Source organism: Brevibacillus sp. Leaf182 (assembly GCF_001423865.2).
Taxonomy (GTDB): Bacteria; Bacillota; Bacilli; order Brevibacillales; family Brevibacillaceae; genus Brevibacillus; species Brevibacillus brevis_C.
Genome location: NZ_LMPN02000023.1, coordinates 451697 through 470788 on the forward strand (window position 1 = coordinate 451697; position 19092 = coordinate 470788).

The following is a 19092-nucleotide window of genomic DNA, read 5'->3' on the forward strand; positions in this document are numbered from 1 at the left end:
AGGGAGGAAATCACAATGAATCAGGGACACAATCGAAGCGTGCGCGTACGAATCGCGCAAGAGACGCTGCAAATCATAGAGCAGGGCTACTACGTGAATAAAGCAGGAGAAAAGAAGAGCATTAAGGAGGATCTAGCTGCTGCCATCAGCCAATCCATTCTGTATCGTCCACAGGATTTGGCAGCAGACTCAGTGCTATTGCTATCGAATCAAGCAACGGCTGCACAGCTACATGCCAAAGTCGAGGTAACCTCGGAATCCAGTCTGGATGCAGCCAAGCGCCTCGCCGTTCACGAGAAACGAGCAGATACCGTTTGCTTGAATTTTGCTTCCGCCAAAAATCCGGGCGGAGGTTTCCTTGGGGGAAGCCAGGCGCAGGAAGAGAGCTTGGCGCGTTCCTCCGGGCTGTATCCTTGCATCGTGCAGATGCAGGAAATGTACACCTATCATCGTCAGTTGAAAACCTGCTTTTACTCCGATTACATGATTTACTCACCGCGTGTTCCTGTGCTCCGCGACCAAAGCGATCAGCTTTTGCATGATCCATATCTCTTGTCTTTTATTACGGCGCCTGCTGTGAATGCAGGGGTTATCCGTGAGCGAGAGCCTGAAAATATCGCGAAGATTGGCCCTGTCATGAAGGAACGCATTCGAAAAATCTTGCGGGCAGCAGCCATTCATAACCACCGGACAGTCATTTTGGGAGCGTACGGCTGCGGAGTATTCCGCAACAAAGCGGAGGACGTAGCAGATTACTTTGCGACTGTTTTGATTGACGAACAGTATGCACAGCTTTTTGACCACATCGTTTTTGCCGTCTATGACAATTCTGCGCGCCAGGAAAACCTGCGAGCGTTCAAGGAGAGATTCGCATGAATGCGAAAAGCACCGGCTTTTTAGCAGACTGGAATTGGTTTGAAAAAATTTGGCTCATCTCGTTTACACTCGTTACCCTCTATTTGTATTTCGCATTGGATGATACATTCATCGGCTTGATCGCCTCCTTGACAGGGATGCTGAGTGTCGTGCTCGTCGCCAAAGGCAAGACGTGGAGCTATTACCCGGGTATCATCAATGTGGTTTTGTACGCGTTCGTCGCCTATGGGCAAAAGTACTATGGCGAAGTAATGCTGAATCTTCTCTATTTTTTGCCGATGCAATTCATAGGACTCTACCTGTGGCGTAAAAACCGCGTGTCCGAAGTGAAACAAAATGATGTCAAGATTACCGTTTTGTCCAATCGGGCACGCATCTGGTGGACGATCTTGAGCGTCATTGCAACGGTCGCCTACGGATTTGTATTAAAGCAAATGGGCGGGGCCTTGCCTTTTGTCGATTCCTTGACGGCTGTGCTCTCCGTCATCGCGATGCTTTTCATGGTGAAGCGTTTGGTCGAACAGTGGGTGGTCTGGATCATCATTGATTTGTTCACGATCTACATGTGGCTGGTGGCGTTTTTGAAGGACGGAAGCGATATCTCGATGCTTGTCATGTGGTCCGCTTATTTGGTGAATGCCATCTACGGACTGATGAACTGGGTTCGGCAGTACCGCAAGCAAAGGGAGGAGCAGACATGGGTGGCGTAGGCTTCATTGGCGGCAAATTTTTGCCACTGCATCAGGGACATGTATACGCAATTACACAGGCGGCCTGCCGCTGTGACGAGCTGTACGTCGTTCTCTCACACAGCCCTAATCGTGACCGAAAACTGTGTGAAGAGGCAGGGATCAAGCCCATTCCCTATGAAGTGCGCTTGAGATGGCTGTCCACACTGGTCAAGGACATGGAGAATGTCCGAGTCCTAGCAGTCGAGGATCATGCGGATAGCGACGAGAGCTACGATTGGGAGGCGGGAGCAGCGGACATCAAGCGCAAGATCGGGAAAAAAATCGATCTGGTTTTCAGCTCCGAGTCCACCTATGATCCGATTTTTCGCCGCTTGTACCCGGAGGCAGCGCACATCATACTCGATGAATCGCGCAGCCAAGTGCCGATTTCCGCTACCCAAATTCGCCAAGAAGGGGTCTACACCCATTGGCAGCACATCCCTGCTGTTGTTCAGCCCTATTTCGTCAAAAAGGTAGTAGTGGTAGGAACAGAGAGCTGCGGGAAATCGACCTTGACCCGTTATCTTGCGAAAATCTACAACACCGTGTTTGTCGAGGAGTATGGGCGCACCATCTGCGAAGAGGTCGGGGGCTGCGATACGATTTTGACACCGGAGTATTTCCCGCATATCGCGTATGGACACAAAATGAAAGAGTACGAAGCGCTCCAGAAAGCCAACAAGCTCTTGTTCATCGATACCGAAGCGATTGTCACCCAGTTTTACTCCGAACTGTACACCGGGCAAACCTTCCCTGTCCTGGACCAGGTTGCCGAAGAGCAAGCGTATGATTTGTGGCTGTTCATGGAGCCAGATGTCGCGTGGGTGGATGATGGACTGCGTGTGCATGGAGAGGAGCCAGTACGCCTGCACAATCATGAAAAGCTGCGCCAGATGCTGGATGAGCGTGGAATAACCTACGTGACACTGCGAGGAAATTATGCCGAGAGACTGCAAGGAGCGATGCAGAATGTCGATCAACTGTTGAAGACGGCTTCTCAACGAGCTGGAATTGGGCTAGACTAAAGTCATCAAACGATTCTGACAGTAGAAGGGAGACGTGCTGCATGCAGTCGATCGTACAGCCACTATCCCCCCTTAGCTTGAAAGAATGGGCAGTCGCCGTCAAAGCACTTGGAGAAGGTGAGCAGATCATCACGATCCGCAAGGGTGGATTATACGAAGAAACACGAGAATTCCGCTTGGAAAACAATCAATTTTATTTGTATCCGACCTATGAGCACCAGAAGCGCGACATGGTAAAGGCAGACTACCAACACCTGTTGGACGCGACCCTTGAAGGCTGGACAATGGACAAGAAGAGCGTGACGATTGAATATTTTGCCGAAGTAACCGATGATGTTGAACTGATGGACGATGCCAAGCTGCGTGCGCTTTCGCCCTTCCACATCTGGACGGATAATTTCGCAGATGTGCGCTTGCATTGGAAGAAAAAACAGCCGCTGCACATTTTGTTCGTGCGGATGTATCGATTAGAGCAGCCGGTAGAAATCCCGATTGACGCTGCTTATCAAGGCTGCAAATCTTGGCATGATCTATTGGTGGATATTCCGCGAGCTGCGTTTACCCCTGTGCTTTCCGACGAGGAGTTCGCAGCCAAAAAAACTACGATCATGACTATTCTGCAAAGCTAACATTTCATTCCAATCTTGTCTGGAGGGTTCTCATGAAAGCGATTTTGGTAACGGAATTAGGCGGTCCGGAAACGATGAAATATACCGAAGTCGAGATGCCGAGCATGTCACCTACTCAGGTCCTGATCCGCGTCGAGATGACCAGTGTCAATTTTGCCGATATCAAATCACGATATGGAAAAAAGGGAGCAGCCAAGCTGCCGTTTATCCCGGGACTTGATGCGACTGGTGTGATTGAACAGGTGGGGACAGAGGTGCATAGCCTGAGGGTGGGACAACGAGTCATCGCTTTTCCGACCAACGGATCGTACGCCGAATATATCGTGGCGGAAGAGAGCTTGACCTTTGCACTGCCAGATCAAATCAGCACGGAAACAGCAGCGGCTTGCCCAGTCGTGTCATTTACTTCGTACCAGCTACTGGCGAAGGTTGCCCGCATTGCCAAAGGGGAGACCGTACTGATTCACGCTGCGGCAGGCGGAATCGGAACCACGGCCATTCAATTAGCCAAGCTGCTGGGAGCAGGACGTGTCATTGGCACAGTTGGTAATGAAACAAAGGCGGAAATTGCCTTGTCAGCCGGTGCCGACCATGTCATTTGCAATGATCGCGAAGATTTTGTGGAAAAGGTACGTGCGCTGACGGATGGTGCGGGAGCCGATGTCATTTTGGACTCGATTTCCGGAACGGTGAGCGAGCGTAGTCTCGAGTGCCTCGCTTGGTACGGCCGACTCGTCCATTTTGGCAATGCCAGCGGCGAAATTGGTCAGATCAAGACGATCGATCTGCATGCAAGCTGCCGTTCTGTATTAGGCTTCAGCTTTGGTACGACACGCAAGCTTCGTCCGCACTTGTTGCAGGATACAGCCAAGCAAGTCTTGGAGTATTTGGCGAATGGTCAGCTCGACATCAAGATCGGCAAGCATTTTGCATTGGAAGAAGCAGCAAGAGCCCATGCGTTGGTCGAGAGCAGGGCGAGTACGGGGAAAGTACTGCTGGATGTGCGTTCGTAACGATGTGGAGCCCTTGCTGACTCAAAAGCGGGGGCTTTTTCTTTAGCATTTTGGAGAGGTGAATGTTATGCAGATGATTTCAACAAGCGAACTGGACAAAAATGTCATCAAAGAATTTTTCATCAAACACTGGGGAAGTCCGCAAATGGTCATCTCCAGTGGCGTCTTCCAATGCGATGCGCTGGACGGCTACGCAGTGAAAGGGGAAGATGGTACGATCAACGGCTTTATTTCCTATGTACTCGAAGATCGGGAATGTGAAATCATTTCCTTGGACAGCGTGATCGAAAACAAAGGAATCGGGACCGCCCTTCTCAGTCAAGTAGAGCGGACCGCCAAAGAAAAAGGCTGCCACCGCATGAAGCTCGTCACCACCAACGATAACCTGCACGCCATGGGCTTTTACCAAAAAAGAGGCTACCAGCTTCACGAGCTGTACATCAATGCCGTGGACAAGGCCCGCCAAATCAAACCAGAAATCCCCCTGATCGCAGACAACGGCATCCCCATCCGCGATGAAATCCTTTTTATAAAAAAACTTATTTAAAAAAGCCACGCAGAAGCAACTGTTGTCCGAAAGCGCAGGTACATGTTTGGAAGGAGACTGCCCGAACGCAGTGAGGAAAAAGGCGACTGGAAAACATGTGCCTGCGCTTCCCCCCGACCACCGCAGATTGAAAACCTCCGGTTTTAAAAAAAGTTTGCCTCCACACAATTGTTGACATTCGTAACTGTACGAATTATTATTACAGTACTCTTCGCAAGGAGGCCGTCTGTGACGTGAATAGTGAATTTACCATAGCTGTTCACAGCTTGGCTTTGTTGGCTCATATCCCAGAGCATATGGCAAGCAGTGAGCTCATCGCAAAAAATGTATGTACGAATCCTGCCAGAATTCGAAAAATCATGAGCATTCTGCGTAAGAACGGATTTGTGAAGACCAAAGAGGGAATTGGCGGCGGTTATATACTCGCGTGCGACCCGAATGAGGTCACCTTGGCTGAGATATATCGTTCGATCTCGAACGGTACGCTGAAGCCGCACTGGTGTTCGGGAGATCCGCAAGAAGCGTGTCAGGTTTCTGCGAATATGCACGGAGTCATGGATCAGATTTTTACCGAAGCAGAGATGTATTTTACGAAGTATTTGGAACAAATCACGATCCAGACCGTATTAGATAAAGTTCGTCAAGGATGTCAGGAGAATTCGCAACAGTAACCTTACAAATTTTTAACGTGGAAACTGTAATAAATTCCGTTACAATTAGGAGGTGCACGAGAATGAATCGAGATGAGTTATTGGAAGTCGGAGAATGGATATTGGGCAAAACCAAATTCGGCGAATTAGTTCAAGGCTTCGTCGAAACAGATGATTCATTGCGAGGTACCGCGAAAGTTTATGTGGTTCATTGCGACAACGAAGAGACGATCGGCAAGCAGGTGGTGATTCCAAGACAGTGGATGGAACGCATTCCGGTAGGTTCTTTTGATGATGAAGAGCACATGCATGATCTAATCGACCTCGCCCTCGCAACCAAAGATAAAGAGTGGTTTATGGACCTGACTGCCAAGGCAAGCACCATGAAACAGACGTCAGGGAAAGAAGCCCGCAAAACAAGAAGCTCTTCCATTCGCAATCGCTTGGGAACTTCTGCTATTTGGGAGCAATAATTTTTTACTATACCGAGAGGAGTACGGAGTATGTCTAACGTGAATCATAACAGTTGGTTTGAAAAAGGAATGAGCTTTGCTGCGTACAAAGAAAGCATGAACGTCAACAAAGAAGAGCTGTCCCGCGTATACGATCAGCTCACATTTACTGACGAGGATCTGGCTGTCTGGAAGGATCTCTCCCAGCGCAATTGGAAAGGGGTCGTGCTGACCGCAGACTGGTGTGGGGATGCTTCTTTGTGCGTTCCTGTCATTCAGCGAATTGCCGAGGAAAGCAACATCGAATTGCGCTTTCTTATCCGTGACGAAAATCTGGAGCTGATGGATCAATATCTGACCAATGGCACAGCACGTGCGATCCCGATCTTTATTTTCCTCGACCAGGATGGCTACGAGGCAAGAGTTTGGGGACCGCGTTCTCCAGAAGTGCAGGAAATGATTACGACGGCCCGCGCAGGATTGCCTGCTGCTGACGCTCCTGATTTTGAGGAGAAGCAAAAGGAGCTGTATCGCAACTTCAAGCAGACGATTTCAACAGACCCAGCCATTTGGCGCACGGTAATTGAAAGTGTGAAAGCGAAGCTGCAAGGCTAAAGAGAAAAATCTATAAGAATAGGACTGGATAAATGAATATGAATGCACAAGAGAATAGTCAGCGACCGATTCTCTTCCTAATGATCAACATGTTTATCGCCATGCTGGGAATTGGCTTGATTATTCCGATTTTGCCCGAGTTTCTCAAAGAGTTCGGCGCGGGTGGGGAGACGGCTGGATACTTGGTGGCGGCCTTTGGTGTGACCCAATTTCTTTTTTCTCCGATTGCGGGGGAATGGTCGGATAAGTACGGTCGTAAAATCATGATTGTAATGGGACTTGTCCTGTTTACGATCTCCAATCTGGTCTTTGCCTTGGCTGAACAGACTTGGGTGCTCTACCTTTCTCGTCTGATCGGCGGGATCGGGGCAGCAGCGATGATTCCGTCCATGCTGGCGTATGTAGCAGACATTACGACAGAGGATAAACGTGGAAAAGGACTGGGGATGCTCGGAGCTGCCATGTCGCTCGGATTTGTTATCGGGCCTGGTATTGGCGGATTTTTAGCAGAGCTTGGCTTGCGTATGCCGTTCTATATTTCTGCGGCAGTTGGTGCGGTAGCCACACTCGGTTCCATCTTTTTCTTGTCAGAATCACTTCCGAAGGAAAAGCAGCTTGTGGCACGAAACGCCAAAGAGAAGCAGGAAAACATCTTCGTACAACTCGGCAAGTCATTTCAATCGTCTTATTTCATCATGCTGGTGCTGGTCTTTACGATGACGTTTGGCTTGGCGAACTTCGAAGTTATCTTCCCGCTGTTCGTCGATGCGAAGTTCGCGTATACTCCGCGTGATATTTCCATCATTATCACAGTGGGAGCACTTGCTGGTACGATTGTGCAGGCAGCGCTGATCGGCAAGCTCATTACTCGTTTTGGCGAGAAGAAGCTCATTAACTGGACGTTCTTCTTGTCTGCTGTATCGATGGTGATGATGCTCTTGTCCGGTAACTTCTGGTATATGCTGATTATGACGGTTATCTTCTTTACCCTGACGTCGATTATGCGTCCGGCGATCAACACGCTTATCTCCAAGCGAGCAGGGGATGAACAAGGCTTTGTAGCAGGGATGAACAATGCCTATATGAGTCTGGGAAATATTTTTGGCCCAGCAGTGGCAGGTACGCTGTACGGGGTTCATTTGAACGCACCTTATTTGTTCGGCGCGATTATCCTGGTTCTCAGCTTGTTCTTGTCGCAAGTGGAAAGCCGTCGCAGCGTGAAAAGGGCAGTGGCTTAAAAATTTTTGTAAGAGGAAAAGAGTAGCGCAAAGTGTGGAAACGCTTTGTGTTGCTCTTTTTTGTGTTATAGGAAAAACGGCCTACATCTTTTATAATTTGTTCGAACTGGAATGATTTAGCATAATGTAGGGTGGAGTAAGAGGAGGGGGAAGCTTTTTGAAGAAATGGGCATCGTTTATTGTGTTTCTTATGCTAGTGATGACGGGCTGTACAGATTCTGATCCTGCGCAAAAAGACACTGCTGCGACACAACAAACCGCAAACTTACAAGAGCAGACGAAAACGCCTGAGCAGACAACTTCAGATACATCCACACAAACGCAGACCAGAGAGCCGCTGCCTCCTGTCAAGCGCGAGTTAACGGCATTTGAGCTCGCATTGGCAAACCAGGTGGTGGGGACGTATGCTAGCGAGAATTACGATGAAGAGAAGGTCAAAAAAGAATTGGATAAGCTCCCAGCTACACTTACATCGGAGCAATATCTCGATGAACTGCTGAAATTACTCGGAGAGGACTACCGCCCGTTTGTACTCGCGTTTGCGAATTTTGATTCCAGTGTAGACGTTCACTTGCAGCGTCCGACTGAGGAGATTACCTTGCCGGAAACGCAAAAAACGCATTTTGCCTTGCTGATCGATGCGAGTGGCAGCATGAAAGGAAAAGTCGGCAAAAAAACGAAGATGGAGGCAGCTCGAGAGGCGATTGACCAATTCGCGTCAGTCCTTCCCAAAAACGCGACGATTTCTTTACGTGTATATGGGCATAAAGGAAGCGGCAGTGACCAAGACAAAGCGTTATCATGCGCCAGTACAGAGACCTTTTATTCGGAGACGGGTTATCAGAAGGAAGCATTTCAACAAGCATTGGGCAAAGTACAGCCAGCGGGCTGGACACCGATTGCAAAAGCGCTACAAGCGGTGCAAGAAGATATTCCTGCCGGGACAAACGAAACATTCGTGTACGTGGTGAGCGACGGGATCGAAACGTGCGGAGGAAATCCCGTAGAAGCAGCCAAAGCACTGAACCAGTCGAGTATAAAGACCGTAGTGAACATTATCGGTTTTGACGTTGATAACGAAGGGCAGCGTATGCTCAAGCAAGTGGCGGATGCGGGAGCGGGGACATACATAACCGTGCAGGATGAAGAGGCTTTGAAAAAGCACCTTCGGGGCGAATACGACAAGCTCAAGCAAGCTTGGTATGCGTGGAAGGAAAATGCCAAAGAAGACGCACTCAGTCAAAAAGAAGCGAAGAAAAAACTCGCTGAAGATACCAAGGAAAAAGTAAAAGCGTTGGTGGAGGAAGAAAAACAAAGATTGCTGGACGCCAGGGAATATTTGAAAGAGAGATTTAACGGAAAAGGTGGAATTATGGATACCGATACTGCCATTATCGACCGGAAGCAGGAAATATGGCGATACGCTGTGGATACAGGCAATGGGCTATGGAGAGATTCCGTTGACAATGGCAATCAGGAGTGGCGTGAAGTCATTGAGGAAGGACAACAAGGGGTTCGGGACGCAAACGACAAAAGACCTTGACCGTAGTACGCTCGCTTGACATTTTTTTGAAACCAGTGTAAAAAATATAGTAACGAAAATAACACCAACAAATTCATTGACGAGAAAGAGTAAGCTAATCCCCTTGTTCCCCAGAGAGTTGGCCCTTGTGCTGAAAGCCAACGTTCAAGACTTAGCCGAAAATCCTCTCCGAGAAGGAAAGCTGAAGCATTTGGAGTAAGCTGACCCGGAATCCCACCGTTACAAGGGACGCGTATGATGGTACGTAGTAGAGGTGCCGAAATGACATGATAGCATGAAGATTTCGGAACAAGGGTGGTATCGCGAGATCAAATCTCGTCCCTTAGGGGGCGGGATTTTTTTGCGTTCTATGAACCTACACTTCTACGCAAACTACAGAAGAAGGAGTGTACATGATGAGGAAAGTAGACGTAAAAGAAAAAGCAAGGACACGAGAGTTGCGCGTTCTGAATCAGTGGAGGGAGGACGACACGTTCCGTAAGTCGATGGACAATCGGCTGGGAAAGCCAAACTTCGTCTTTTATGAAGGACCTCCGACTGCAAATGGACAGCCGCATATCGGCCACGTGCTCGGAAGGGTCATCAAGGATTTCATCGGACGTTACAAAACGATGTCCGGCTACCGTGTCGTCCGTAAAGCAGGTTGGGATACGCATGGTCTCCCGGTAGAGCTTGGGGTGGAAAAGCGACTTGGCATTTCTGGCAAGCAGGAGATCGAAAACTACGGAGTGGCCAAGTTCATCGAGGAATGCAAAAACAGCGTATTCGAGTATGAAAAACAATGGCGCGAGCTGACGGAAGGGATCGCTTACTGGACAGATATGGAGCATCCATACGTCACCTTGACTAACGACTACATCGAAAGCGTCTGGCACATCCTTTCTGAAATTCATAAGAAAGAACTGCTATACAAAGGACATCGTGTCAGTCCGTATTGCCCGGATTGCCAGACGACGCTTAGCTCCCATGAAGTGGCGCAAGGCTATGAAGACGTAAAGGATTTGAGTGCGACGGTCAAATTCAAAAGCAAGACAAGCGATGACATCTTCCTGGCGTGGACGACGACACCATGGACACTTCCGGCGAACGTGGCTTTGGTTGTCAACAAAGAACTCGATTACGTGCGGGTGAAGCACAAGGATGAAGTGTACGTCGTAGCAAAAAATCTCGCGGAGAAAGTGTTCAAGGAAGACTACGAGGTTTTGTCCACGCACAAAGGGGCAGAATTCGTCGGTACCCCGTATGAGCCGCCTTTTGGCTATATCAAGGTAAACCATGGGCATATCGTCGTCGATGCGGACTATGTCAGTGATACGAGCGGAACTGGCATCGTGCATACTGCGCCAGCGCACGGGGAGGATGACTATCGCACGACCCGTCAGCATGGTCTTGATTTTGTGAACGTCGTGAATTTGGCTGGCCGCTATACCGAGCAAATCACAGATTTCGCGGGTCGTTTCGTGAAGGATTGCGACGTCGATATCGTAAAGGAACTGTCTCATCGCGGTTTGTTGTTTTCCAAAGAACGCTACGAGCACAGTTATCCGTTTTGCTGGCGCTGCAAATCACCACTGCTCTACTACGCGATGGAGAGCTGGTTCATCAAAACGACAGCGATCAAGGATCAGCTAATCGAAAACAATAGCAAGATCGACTGGTATCCGGGCCACTTGCGCGAAGGGCGCTTTGGGAAATTCCTCGAAGAGCTCGTAGATTGGAATATCAGCCGCAATCGGTACTGGGGGACGCCACTCAATCTATGGCTTTGTCAGGATTGTGGCTGTGAATATGCGCCAGGCAGTGTAAAAGAGCTACGTGAGAAGTCTGTGGCGCCACTTGACGAGAATCTGGAGCTGCACAAGCCGTTTGTGGATGAGGTGAAGCTGCGTTGCTCTTGCGGCGGTACGATGGAGCGGACTCCTGAGGTCATTGATGTGTGGTTCGACAGTGGCTCGATGCCGTTTGCTCAGTACCATCATCCATTCGGCGACGAAAAAGTATTCCAGGAGCAGTACCCTGCCGACATCATTTCGGAAGGAATCGATCAGACGCGGGGCTGGTTCTTCAGTTTATTGGCGGTTTCTACTCTGTATAACGGAAAAGCGCCTTACAAGGCGGTCATCTCTACCGGTCACGTTTTGGATGAACACGGTCAGAAGATGTCCAAAAGCAAAGGAAACGGGATTGATCCGTGGGAGGTTATCGAGGAGTTCGGTGCAGATGCGTTCCGGTGGGCGCTCTTGTCTGACAGTGCGCCGTGGAGTAGCAAGCGTTTCTCCAAGCGGATCGTCGCCGAGGCGAAGTACAAAGTGATCGATACGATCCACAACACGCATGCTTTTTACTCGCTGTACGCTTTGATCGATGCATTCAAGCCAGAAGAGCATCTGCCACAGCCGCCTGTAAACGATTTGGATCGTTGGATATTATCCCGCTTGAACTCCACCTTGCAGCACGTGGTAAAAGGACTGGAAACCTACGATTTTATGAATCCGGCCGGGCATATCGAAGCGTTCGTCGACGAGCTGAGCAACTGGTACATCCGTCGTTCGCGGGATCGTTTCTGGAGTAGCGGGATGACACCTGACAAAGTATCTGCTTACCAGACCCTACGGGAAGTGTTGCTGACGCTGGCGAAGATGATCGCACCTTACGCACCGCTGATCGCAGAAGATATGTACGGCAATCTGGGGGGAGAGGGCAGCGTTCATTTGACAGACTATCCGCAGGTGAACACAGAAGCAATCGATGAAACCCTTGAGCGGGACATGGAAACGGCTCGACAAATCGTGGAGCTGGCACGAAATGTCCGCAACGAAACTGGACTCAAGACTAGACAGCCTCTGTCCGAGCTGATCGTATCGATGGAGCAGCCATTTAACCTAGAACGATTTTCTAGTATTATCCAAGACGAGATCAATGTCAAAAACATTCGGGTGGAGCAAAGCGACAGCAGCTTCGTGACGTATTATTTCAAGCTCAACCTGAAGGTAGCTGGGAAAAAATACGGCAAGCTCGTTGGGCCAATTCAAGGGTATCTAAAAGAATTGAACGCAGCAGATGCACAGAAGGCAGTAGACAATGGCTACTTGGATGTGGAGGTCGCAGGAGAGAGCGTGCGGCTGACACTAAATGAGCTGCTCGTGGAAAAGCAAGGGAAGCAAGGCTTCGCTTCTGCATCTGGATATCAGCTCCACGTGGCCTTGAATACGACACTCACAGAAGAGCTTGAGCAAGAAGGCTTGGTTCGTGAAGTCATCCGCGTCGTTCAGGACGCGAGGAAAAAGCTGGATTTGCCCATCGATAAACGTGTCCAGCTCACACTGGATGTGGACGATGAGATGCGAGCTGCGTTGGAGCGTTTTGATCATGTTTTACGTGAGAGTGTACTCGTTTCGGACGTGTCTTTTGCAAAAGCAGCAGACATGGAGAACGTCTCGTTCGGAGACAAAACGTTTGGCTTGCACATCGGGTAACACAGCAGTTGGATAAATAAAAAGCGAGGGAACATGGTTGGTATACCGGCTCCCTCGCGTTTTTAAAATCAGTCTTGTAATATCTCTGGATCATCCGTACACGTGCCATTTGACACCCCGGTAAAGCGTATACTATAATTCTCCACAGAATGAATATTCATTCCGCTAGAAAGGAGTCATAAACTTGTCTGAATCCAAACGAGAATTAATCATGAATGCAGCGCTCGCTCTGTTTGTAGAGCGCGGTTTTGATGGGACGACCGTTCCGATGATCTCCGAAAAAGCAGGAGTCGGTGCCGGTACCATCTATCGTTATTTCGAAAACAAGGAAGCGCTCGTCAATTCGTTGTATCAAAAGTATGTGGGGGAGTTTCTTGAGGGACTCCAAGATGGCTATCCTCGTACAAGTGACGACATACGTGAGCAATTTCGGTATATTGCGAAGCAGACGATTCGCTACTCCAAAAGCAATTTGAGCGCCTTGTTGTTCGTGGATTCCCATACAAATGGTCACTACCTGGACGAAGCCAGCCGAGATGCATACATGAAGATGCGCAAATTTTTATGCGAGTTCATTGAAAAGGGACAAAAAAATAAGGTCATTCGCCCGTTGCCAGCGGATGCATTGATTGCGATTATCGATGGTGCATTCATTGCATTATACAAGTGCATCATGGCTGGCGAAATAGAAGAAACCCCGGAGTTGCTTGCAGGCGTAGAGGAAGCTTGCTGGGATGCGATCAGAATTCATTAGTTCTGATCCTTCTTTTGGCCAAAACGGAATGAATGTTCATTCCGGTAAATCTTTTCCACAGAAAAAGAGAAAAAATGGATAGGAGTGAGTCGCTCATGAATAAGTCGATAAGAAAAAGGTTTGGGCTTTTGGTGCTTGTCTCCCTCGCAGTTATGGTGTCGGCTTGCACGAACAACAACGATGTGACCTCGTCTGCCGGGAGTGAAGCCCAAGCTGAGGCTGAGGCCAAAATCGTAGAAGCGCAGCCGCTTCAGCTGAAAAGCTTTCAATCGACGAGTGAACTGTCGGGGACACTTGCGCCCATCGAAGAAACGACCGTTTCTTTTGAAGTAGCCGGTGAAATCAAGTCGATGCCATATAAAGAAGGAGACGCAATCAAAAAAGGAGATGTGCTGGCCCGTCTCCATTCTGCTGACTACTCCCTCCAGCTCGCATTGGCAAATGCTAATGTACATGGGGCGAGCGCCCAGCTTTCCAAAGTAAAAAACGGGGCGCGGGAGCAAGAAGTTCAGCAAGCAAAAGTAGCGGTCGAAGCGAAGAAAATCTCACGGGATCAAGCGCAGAAGGATTATCAGCGCATGGAGCAGCTCTTTAAAAATGGGGCAATCTCCGAAACCGAATTTGAAAATGCCAAGCATGCCTTTGAACTGACAGAAAAAGATTATGCAACAGCGCAAGAGACACATTCGCTGGTGATAGAAGGCGCTCGTACTGAGGATATCAGTGCGACAAACGCCAGTTACCAGGGAGCTACGGTGACCCGAGATCAGGCTGCAGCTACTTTGGCAAAAACCGAGGTGAAGGCGCCTATTCAGGGAACCGTGCTGGCGAAATTGGCTGATGTAGGGAAGTTGGCAAGTCCAGGGGCTCCTGTCTACCGGATCGGCAACATCCAACAGCTTAAAACAGTTTTGCCCGTACCTGACAAGGACATCTCATCGTGGAAGGTGGGAGATGAAGTCGAGATTCGCTTGTACGAGGAAAAACGAAAAGGAAAGGTAACCAATATATATCCGGCTACGAACGAGCAGACGGGCACGATCAGCGTAGAAGTAGTCATCGATAACACCAAGAAAGACTGGTTTGCTGGGCAAGTTGTCACTGCAAAGCGAACCCTGTCGCAAAAGAAAGGGATTTTTGTCCCTGCGGAAGCAGTTTTTAGCCGAGGCTCGGAGCCTTATGTCTTTTTGCTAACGGATGGAAAAGCGATCAAGACAACTGTCACGATTGGTCGGTATGTGGATAATCATTTTGAAGTTACAGTCGGCTTGAAGGAAGGGGACATGTTGATTAGGAAAGGCGCTGATCGCTTGCTTAACGGGGACGCTGTTACCCTAAAAGGAGGCAATCAGCCATGATCGAGTTTTTCATCCGAAAGCGCAAAATCACCCTCGTTTTCTTTACAATGCTCGTGCTGATCGGTTTGTCCATTACGGTTTCACTGCCAAAACAGGAGCAGCCAGACATCATTGTCAGCATGGCAACGATCACCACGGTTTATCCGGGAGCGACTCCAGAAAAGGTTGAGCAGACGGTCACGAAGAAGCTGGAAGAAAAAATCAACGAAGTTCAGGGCATTAAATCGCTTAGCTCCGAGTCCCGTTCAGGCGTATCGATTATCCATGTGAAAACCGAGAATGACGTAGTGCCGAAAAAGGTGTTTGAAGATGTAAGAAAAAAAGTGAAGGATGCAGAGGCCGATTTACCGGATGAAGCAGAGCAACCCATCATCAATGATGACTTGAGTCGTACGTTCATCCAAACCTTTCAAGTCACAGCCGACTCTTTTGAAGAGGTCCTTCAATTACGCGATACACTGGATCTGTGGAAGGATCAGCTACGAACCGTTCCGGGCGTTTCCGATGTAACCATTCAAGGATTGCCCGAGCAAGAGGTGAAAATCGCTGTCGATGCCAAAAAACTGCAACAGTACGGCATTTCCTGGGCGCAAGTGATGAATGCTGTGCAAACAAAAAATGAAACAACGCCCCTCGGTGATGTCGACATGGATACGCGTAAATACCAGCTCACGTTGCCTGTCTCAAGCGATGTAAGGACCTTTGAAAAGGTAGTCGTAACACGTACGCAGGAGGGCATGCCTGTCTATTTAAAGGATATTGCCTCCATTTCCGACAGTACCAAACGGGTGGAATACCGGACGTACTATAACGGGAAGCCTGCTGCGACGATTAGCATCAATGCCGAGCTGGGAAGTGACGTTCCAAAGGTACATAAAGCAGTCAATGAGAAGCTCGCGGCGCTGGAAAAGAGTCTACCGTCATGGGCGAACAGAGAACCCGTGTTTGCGCAGGTGGATCAAATTGACAGTGTTTTTACTGAATTGTACGTGGAGATGATCATTGCCATCGTAGCGGTTCTTTTCATTTGTATGCTTGGATTGAATTTGACGACATCCTTGATGGTCGCATTGGCAATTCCAATCTCACTGGCCGCAGGGATGGTAATCCTGCCGTTTTTTGGCATTACGCTCAATCAGATGACCGTATTCGGGCTTATCATTGTTCTTGGTATTTTGGTTGACGATGCAGTCGTAGTGAATGACAACATTGAGCGAAGGCTAGCTGTGTTGGGAGAGGACCCGTATACCGCTGCTGTAGCAGGGACGAAGGAGGTTGCGGTCTCCATCATTACGGCTACCCTGGCTACCATCTCAGCGTTTGGTCCGATCATGTTTCTCCCAGGTGATGCAGGCCAGTTTATTTTTCCGGTACCACTCATTATCATCTTTACGATGGCGGCCTCGATGTTCATGTCCCTCACCATTATTCCGATTTACCGGGAATGGAACGAGCGAAGGAACAAGAAGCGGAGCAAAACAGAGACAGACTATCGGAAGCCAGCTGGCTTGCTGGGCAAACAAATCGATACCTTGACGAATTGGTATGGAGATCGTCTACTGAAAGCCATGCTGAAAAAACCGCTGAAAACAGGAGTCAGCGGGATACTGATTGCTACTGCGGCCTATGGGCTCGTAGTGTTTACCCCAGTTCAGCTCTTCCCGGATGCTGACAGGCCACAGATGGTCGTGAATATAACGACGCCGGTGGGCGGTAATTTACAGAAAACGAATCGGATTGTTCTTGGTGTTTCCGAATGGATTTCGCAGCAGGCACATATTCAAAAAGTCTCGTCTTTTGTAGGGGGAAACGCACCACAGATGCTGCCCTCTGCGCCGCCAGTGGGAACCGGAGAAAATGTCGCGCAATTGATCGTCACATTTGACCATAACAAAATGGATGCGCGAAAGGTGCTTGTGCCGTGGTCCGAGCAGTTTAAGATGATGTATCCAGAAGCGAACATCATTCCTTACAGTGCGAAGGATGGTATGTATACGGGAAGTCCGGTAGGGATTCGGGTGTACGGGGAGGATTTGCAGGAGCTGTACACGATTTCAGAGCAAATCAAAAAGCTCATCATGGAGATAGAAGGAACTTACAATATCAACGACACGCTCGGAAATGAACAGTATTCGCTCCAGTTCCAAGTGAACCAGGGAATGATGGATAAAAAGCAGATCAATGAAGCCGATTTGACCAGAACATTGCGCTTGATCAGCCAAGGGATTCCGATGGGGCAATTTGACAATGGGAAAAATTTGATCGATATCACGCTTGTAGCCGACCAGTCGGGAATGACAACAGAGCAAGCCTTCGCGCAGCTCACGGTTCCGAATGCGCGTGGACAGCTCATCCCGGTTTCGCAAATAGCAGAAATGAAGCCAGACTTATCGATTCAGAGTATTCCTCGTTACAATATGTCGCGCAGCGTCACCATCACGAGTGATGTCCGAGATCGGACGGCCGCTGAGGTGATGAGCGAAGTGACTGCGAAAATGGAGCAGTTGGAATTGCCAGACGGGTATGCCTGGAATATAACAGGTGAAACAGAAGAGGAAGCGGAAATATTGCTCGATTTGGGAGTGCTTGCGGTCATTGCGGTCTTCCTTATCTTTTTGCTGATCGTCGTGCAATTTAACTCCTTGTCTATTCCTGCTTTGGTGATGAGTACGGTGTACCTCGCAATCGCGGGCAGCTTGATCGGACTATTCATCACGTCGACACCGATTGGATTCATGACGGTAGCTGGCTTTATCGCATTGGCTGGTATCGTCGTACGAAACGGAATTGTCTTAATCGAGTTCATCGAGGAGGCGAGGCATGAAGGCGTCTCCCTGCATGATGCGGTGATTGGAGCAGGGAAAGCACGGCTGCGGCCGATTCTGCTCACGACCTTCGCTGCAGTAGGAGGTCTGTTACCGATGGCGATTAAGGGAAGCGTGCTGTTTAAGCCCCTCGCCATTACGATCATTTCTGGCTTGCTGTTCTCGATGCTGCTCACGCTGATTGTCGTTCCCTCTCTCTATACAGTCGTAGCCATCCAAAAGGAGAAGAAACGGGCAAAAAAGGAAGCGCAGAAGCAACTGACAATCTGAGCTTTTCAGAAGGAATGTTCAGATGAATGGAGAAAGGGGTAGAGGCACGAAGACGAACATTCACCAGGAAGAGAGGAAATGCAGATGGACCAAGTGAAATGGAACGTTGGGGTGATTGGGGCAGGCGTCATGGGCGAGCGCATGATGAACGCGATCCGTACCCACGAAAAATTTCGAGTAGCCGCAGTGAGTGATGTATCAGCGGAGAGAGCACAGGAAGCCGCACAAAAGTCCGGTGATGTGCCTTGGTACACAAATTATAAGGAATTATTGAAAAAGGTAGAGCTGGACGTCATCTATTTGGCGGTTCCTCCCAAGTTCCATCATGCGATTGCTCTGGATGTACTGGCACACAAAAAGCATTTGCTCTGCGAAAAGCCGTTGGCTAATTCGTTGACAGAAGCGCAAGAAATGCTGGAGACAGCAAATGATGCGGGGGTTGTCCATGCGATGAACTTCCCGCTCTACTATCAAGGCGTTTTTCCTGAACTCTCCCGCAGACTCGAAGAAATCGGAGATGTCTGCCGCATCGATATCCTGACGCATTTTCACCAGTGGCCGCGTCCATGGCAGCAAACACCTTGGCTGGCTGGTCGTGAGCAAGGCGGTTTCATCCGTGAAGTGCTGCCTCATTTCACTCACCTGACCTACGAGCTCTTCGGAGACCTGCATGTAGTCCGCTCAGAGGTAGACTATCCAGCAGATCCTGCGCTATGCGAAACAGGTGTATCGGCCTTCCTGCGTCTGACAGATGGTACCCCGGTTACGATCAATGGCTTGGCGGGTATTGCGCATCAGGAGCATTTGGACTATCGCGTGTACGGGTCAAAAGGGACGCTGAGTGTCGTGAACTGGAGCAATCTGTTTGTGGGTGGACACGGCGAAGCGCTCGTTCCCGCTGAAATTCCTCAGCAAGACCGTCTCTCCCTGTTGTTGGATGAGCTGTCCATTGCGATGAATGGTGGAGATGCTAGGCTGGTTACGTTTGAGACAGGCGTGAAAGTACAGCAAGTGCTGGAAGCATTGCTCGGACATGAAAAAGTACACTACATCAAATAGAAAGTAGCAGGAACAGTCCATGAAAGAAGAG

General features: G+C 49.2%; 16 protein-coding genes and 1 other annotated feature. All 16 genes read left to right on the forward strand.

Annotation, left to right across the window (positions count from 1 at the left end; translation table 11 throughout):
- Positions 1-15 precede the first annotated feature (15 nt).
- The 16 genes from ASG16_RS15555 (at position 16) to ASG16_RS15635 (ending at position 19061) form a co-directional block, all read left to right on the forward strand.
- Positions 16-876, forward strand: a complete 861-nt coding sequence (locus ASG16_RS15555) for a TIGR02452 family protein (protein WP_056496438.1) — start codon at positions 16-18, stop codon at positions 874-876.
- Positions 873-1586: a nicotinamide riboside transporter PnuC gene (gene pnuC / locus ASG16_RS15560; protein ID WP_056496437.1), complete on the forward strand. Its 714-nt coding sequence runs from the start codon at positions 873-875 to the stop codon at positions 1584-1586. The genes ASG16_RS15555 and pnuC overlap by 4 nt, the downstream gene beginning before the upstream one ends.
- Positions 1574-2632 carry a multifunctional transcriptional regulator/nicotinamide-nucleotide adenylyltransferase/ribosylnicotinamide kinase NadR gene (nadR, locus tag ASG16_RS15565; RefSeq protein ID WP_056496436.1) on the forward strand — a complete coding sequence of 353 codons (1059 nt, stop codon included), beginning with the start codon at positions 1574-1576 and terminating at the stop codon, positions 2630-2632. The genes pnuC and nadR overlap by 13 nt, the downstream gene beginning before the upstream one ends.
- Positions 2633-2673: 41 nt before the next feature.
- A complete protein-coding gene (locus tag ASG16_RS15570) occupies positions 2674-3261 on the forward strand; it encodes a DUF1802 family protein (RefSeq protein WP_056496434.1) in 588 nt (195 codons plus the stop codon).
- A gap of 32 nt (positions 3262-3293) precedes the next feature.
- Positions 3294-4274: a quinone oxidoreductase family protein gene (locus ASG16_RS15575; RefSeq protein ID WP_056496432.1), complete on the forward strand. Its 981-nt coding sequence runs from the start codon at positions 3294-3296 to the stop codon at positions 4272-4274.
- 67 nt (positions 4275-4341) lie between these two features.
- The gene (locus ASG16_RS15580; protein WP_056496430.1) at positions 4342-4821 is read left to right on the forward strand and encodes a GNAT family N-acetyltransferase; all 480 of its coding nucleotides are present in this window, start codon (positions 4342-4344) and stop codon (positions 4819-4821) included.
- A 233-nt stretch (positions 4822-5054) separates the two neighbouring features.
- Entirely contained in the window at positions 5055-5492 is a 438-nt protein-coding gene (locus ASG16_RS15590) for an RrF2 family transcriptional regulator (protein WP_048031845.1), read from the forward strand.
- 62 nt (positions 5493-5554) lie between these two features.
- Complete coding sequence (locus ASG16_RS15595; RefSeq protein ID WP_056496420.1) at positions 5555-5944, forward strand: IDEAL domain-containing protein; 390 nt, start codon at positions 5555-5557, stop codon at positions 5942-5944.
- Between the two features lie 30 nt (positions 5945-5974).
- The gene (locus tag ASG16_RS15600) at positions 5975-6538 is read left to right on the forward strand and encodes a thioredoxin family protein (RefSeq protein WP_056496416.1); all 564 of its coding nucleotides are present in this window, start codon (positions 5975-5977) and stop codon (positions 6536-6538) included.
- Positions 6539-6570: 32 nt separating this feature from the next.
- Positions 6571-7776, forward strand: coding sequence for an MFS transporter (locus ASG16_RS15605; RefSeq protein ID WP_082195888.1), 1206 nt, complete (start codon positions 6571-6573; stop codon positions 7774-7776).
- Positions 7777-7933: 157 nt separating this feature from the next.
- Positions 7934-9319 carry a VWA domain-containing protein gene (locus ASG16_RS15610; protein ID WP_056496413.1) on the forward strand — a complete coding sequence of 462 codons (1386 nt, stop codon included), beginning with the start codon at positions 7934-7936 and terminating at the stop codon, positions 9317-9319.
- Between the two features lie 67 nt (positions 9320-9386).
- Positions 9387-9645 (forward strand) — a binding site (T-box leader).
- A gap of 69 nt (positions 9646-9714) precedes the next feature.
- Positions 9715-12795 carry an isoleucine--tRNA ligase gene (ileS, locus tag ASG16_RS15615; RefSeq protein WP_056496410.1) on the forward strand — a complete coding sequence of 1027 codons (3081 nt, stop codon included), beginning with the start codon at positions 9715-9717 and terminating at the stop codon, positions 12793-12795.
- A 184-nt stretch (positions 12796-12979) separates the two neighbouring features.
- Entirely contained in the window at positions 12980-13549 is a 570-nt protein-coding gene (locus tag ASG16_RS15620; protein WP_082517325.1) for a TetR/AcrR family transcriptional regulator, read from the forward strand.
- 95 nt (positions 13550-13644) lie between these two features.
- Entirely contained in the window at positions 13645-14907 is a 1263-nt protein-coding gene (locus ASG16_RS15625; RefSeq protein ID WP_056496405.1) for an efflux RND transporter periplasmic adaptor subunit, read from the forward strand.
- The gene (locus ASG16_RS15630; protein WP_056496403.1) at positions 14904-18002 is read left to right on the forward strand and encodes an efflux RND transporter permease subunit; all 3099 of its coding nucleotides are present in this window, start codon (positions 14904-14906) and stop codon (positions 18000-18002) included. The genes ASG16_RS15625 and ASG16_RS15630 overlap by 4 nt, the downstream gene beginning before the upstream one ends.
- A gap of 84 nt (positions 18003-18086) precedes the next feature.
- Positions 18087-19061 (forward strand): Gfo/Idh/MocA family protein, encoded by a 975-nt coding sequence (locus ASG16_RS15635; protein ID WP_056497375.1) that lies wholly within the window; start codon positions 18087-18089, stop codon positions 19059-19061.
- Positions 19062-19092: the final 31 nt, after the last annotated feature.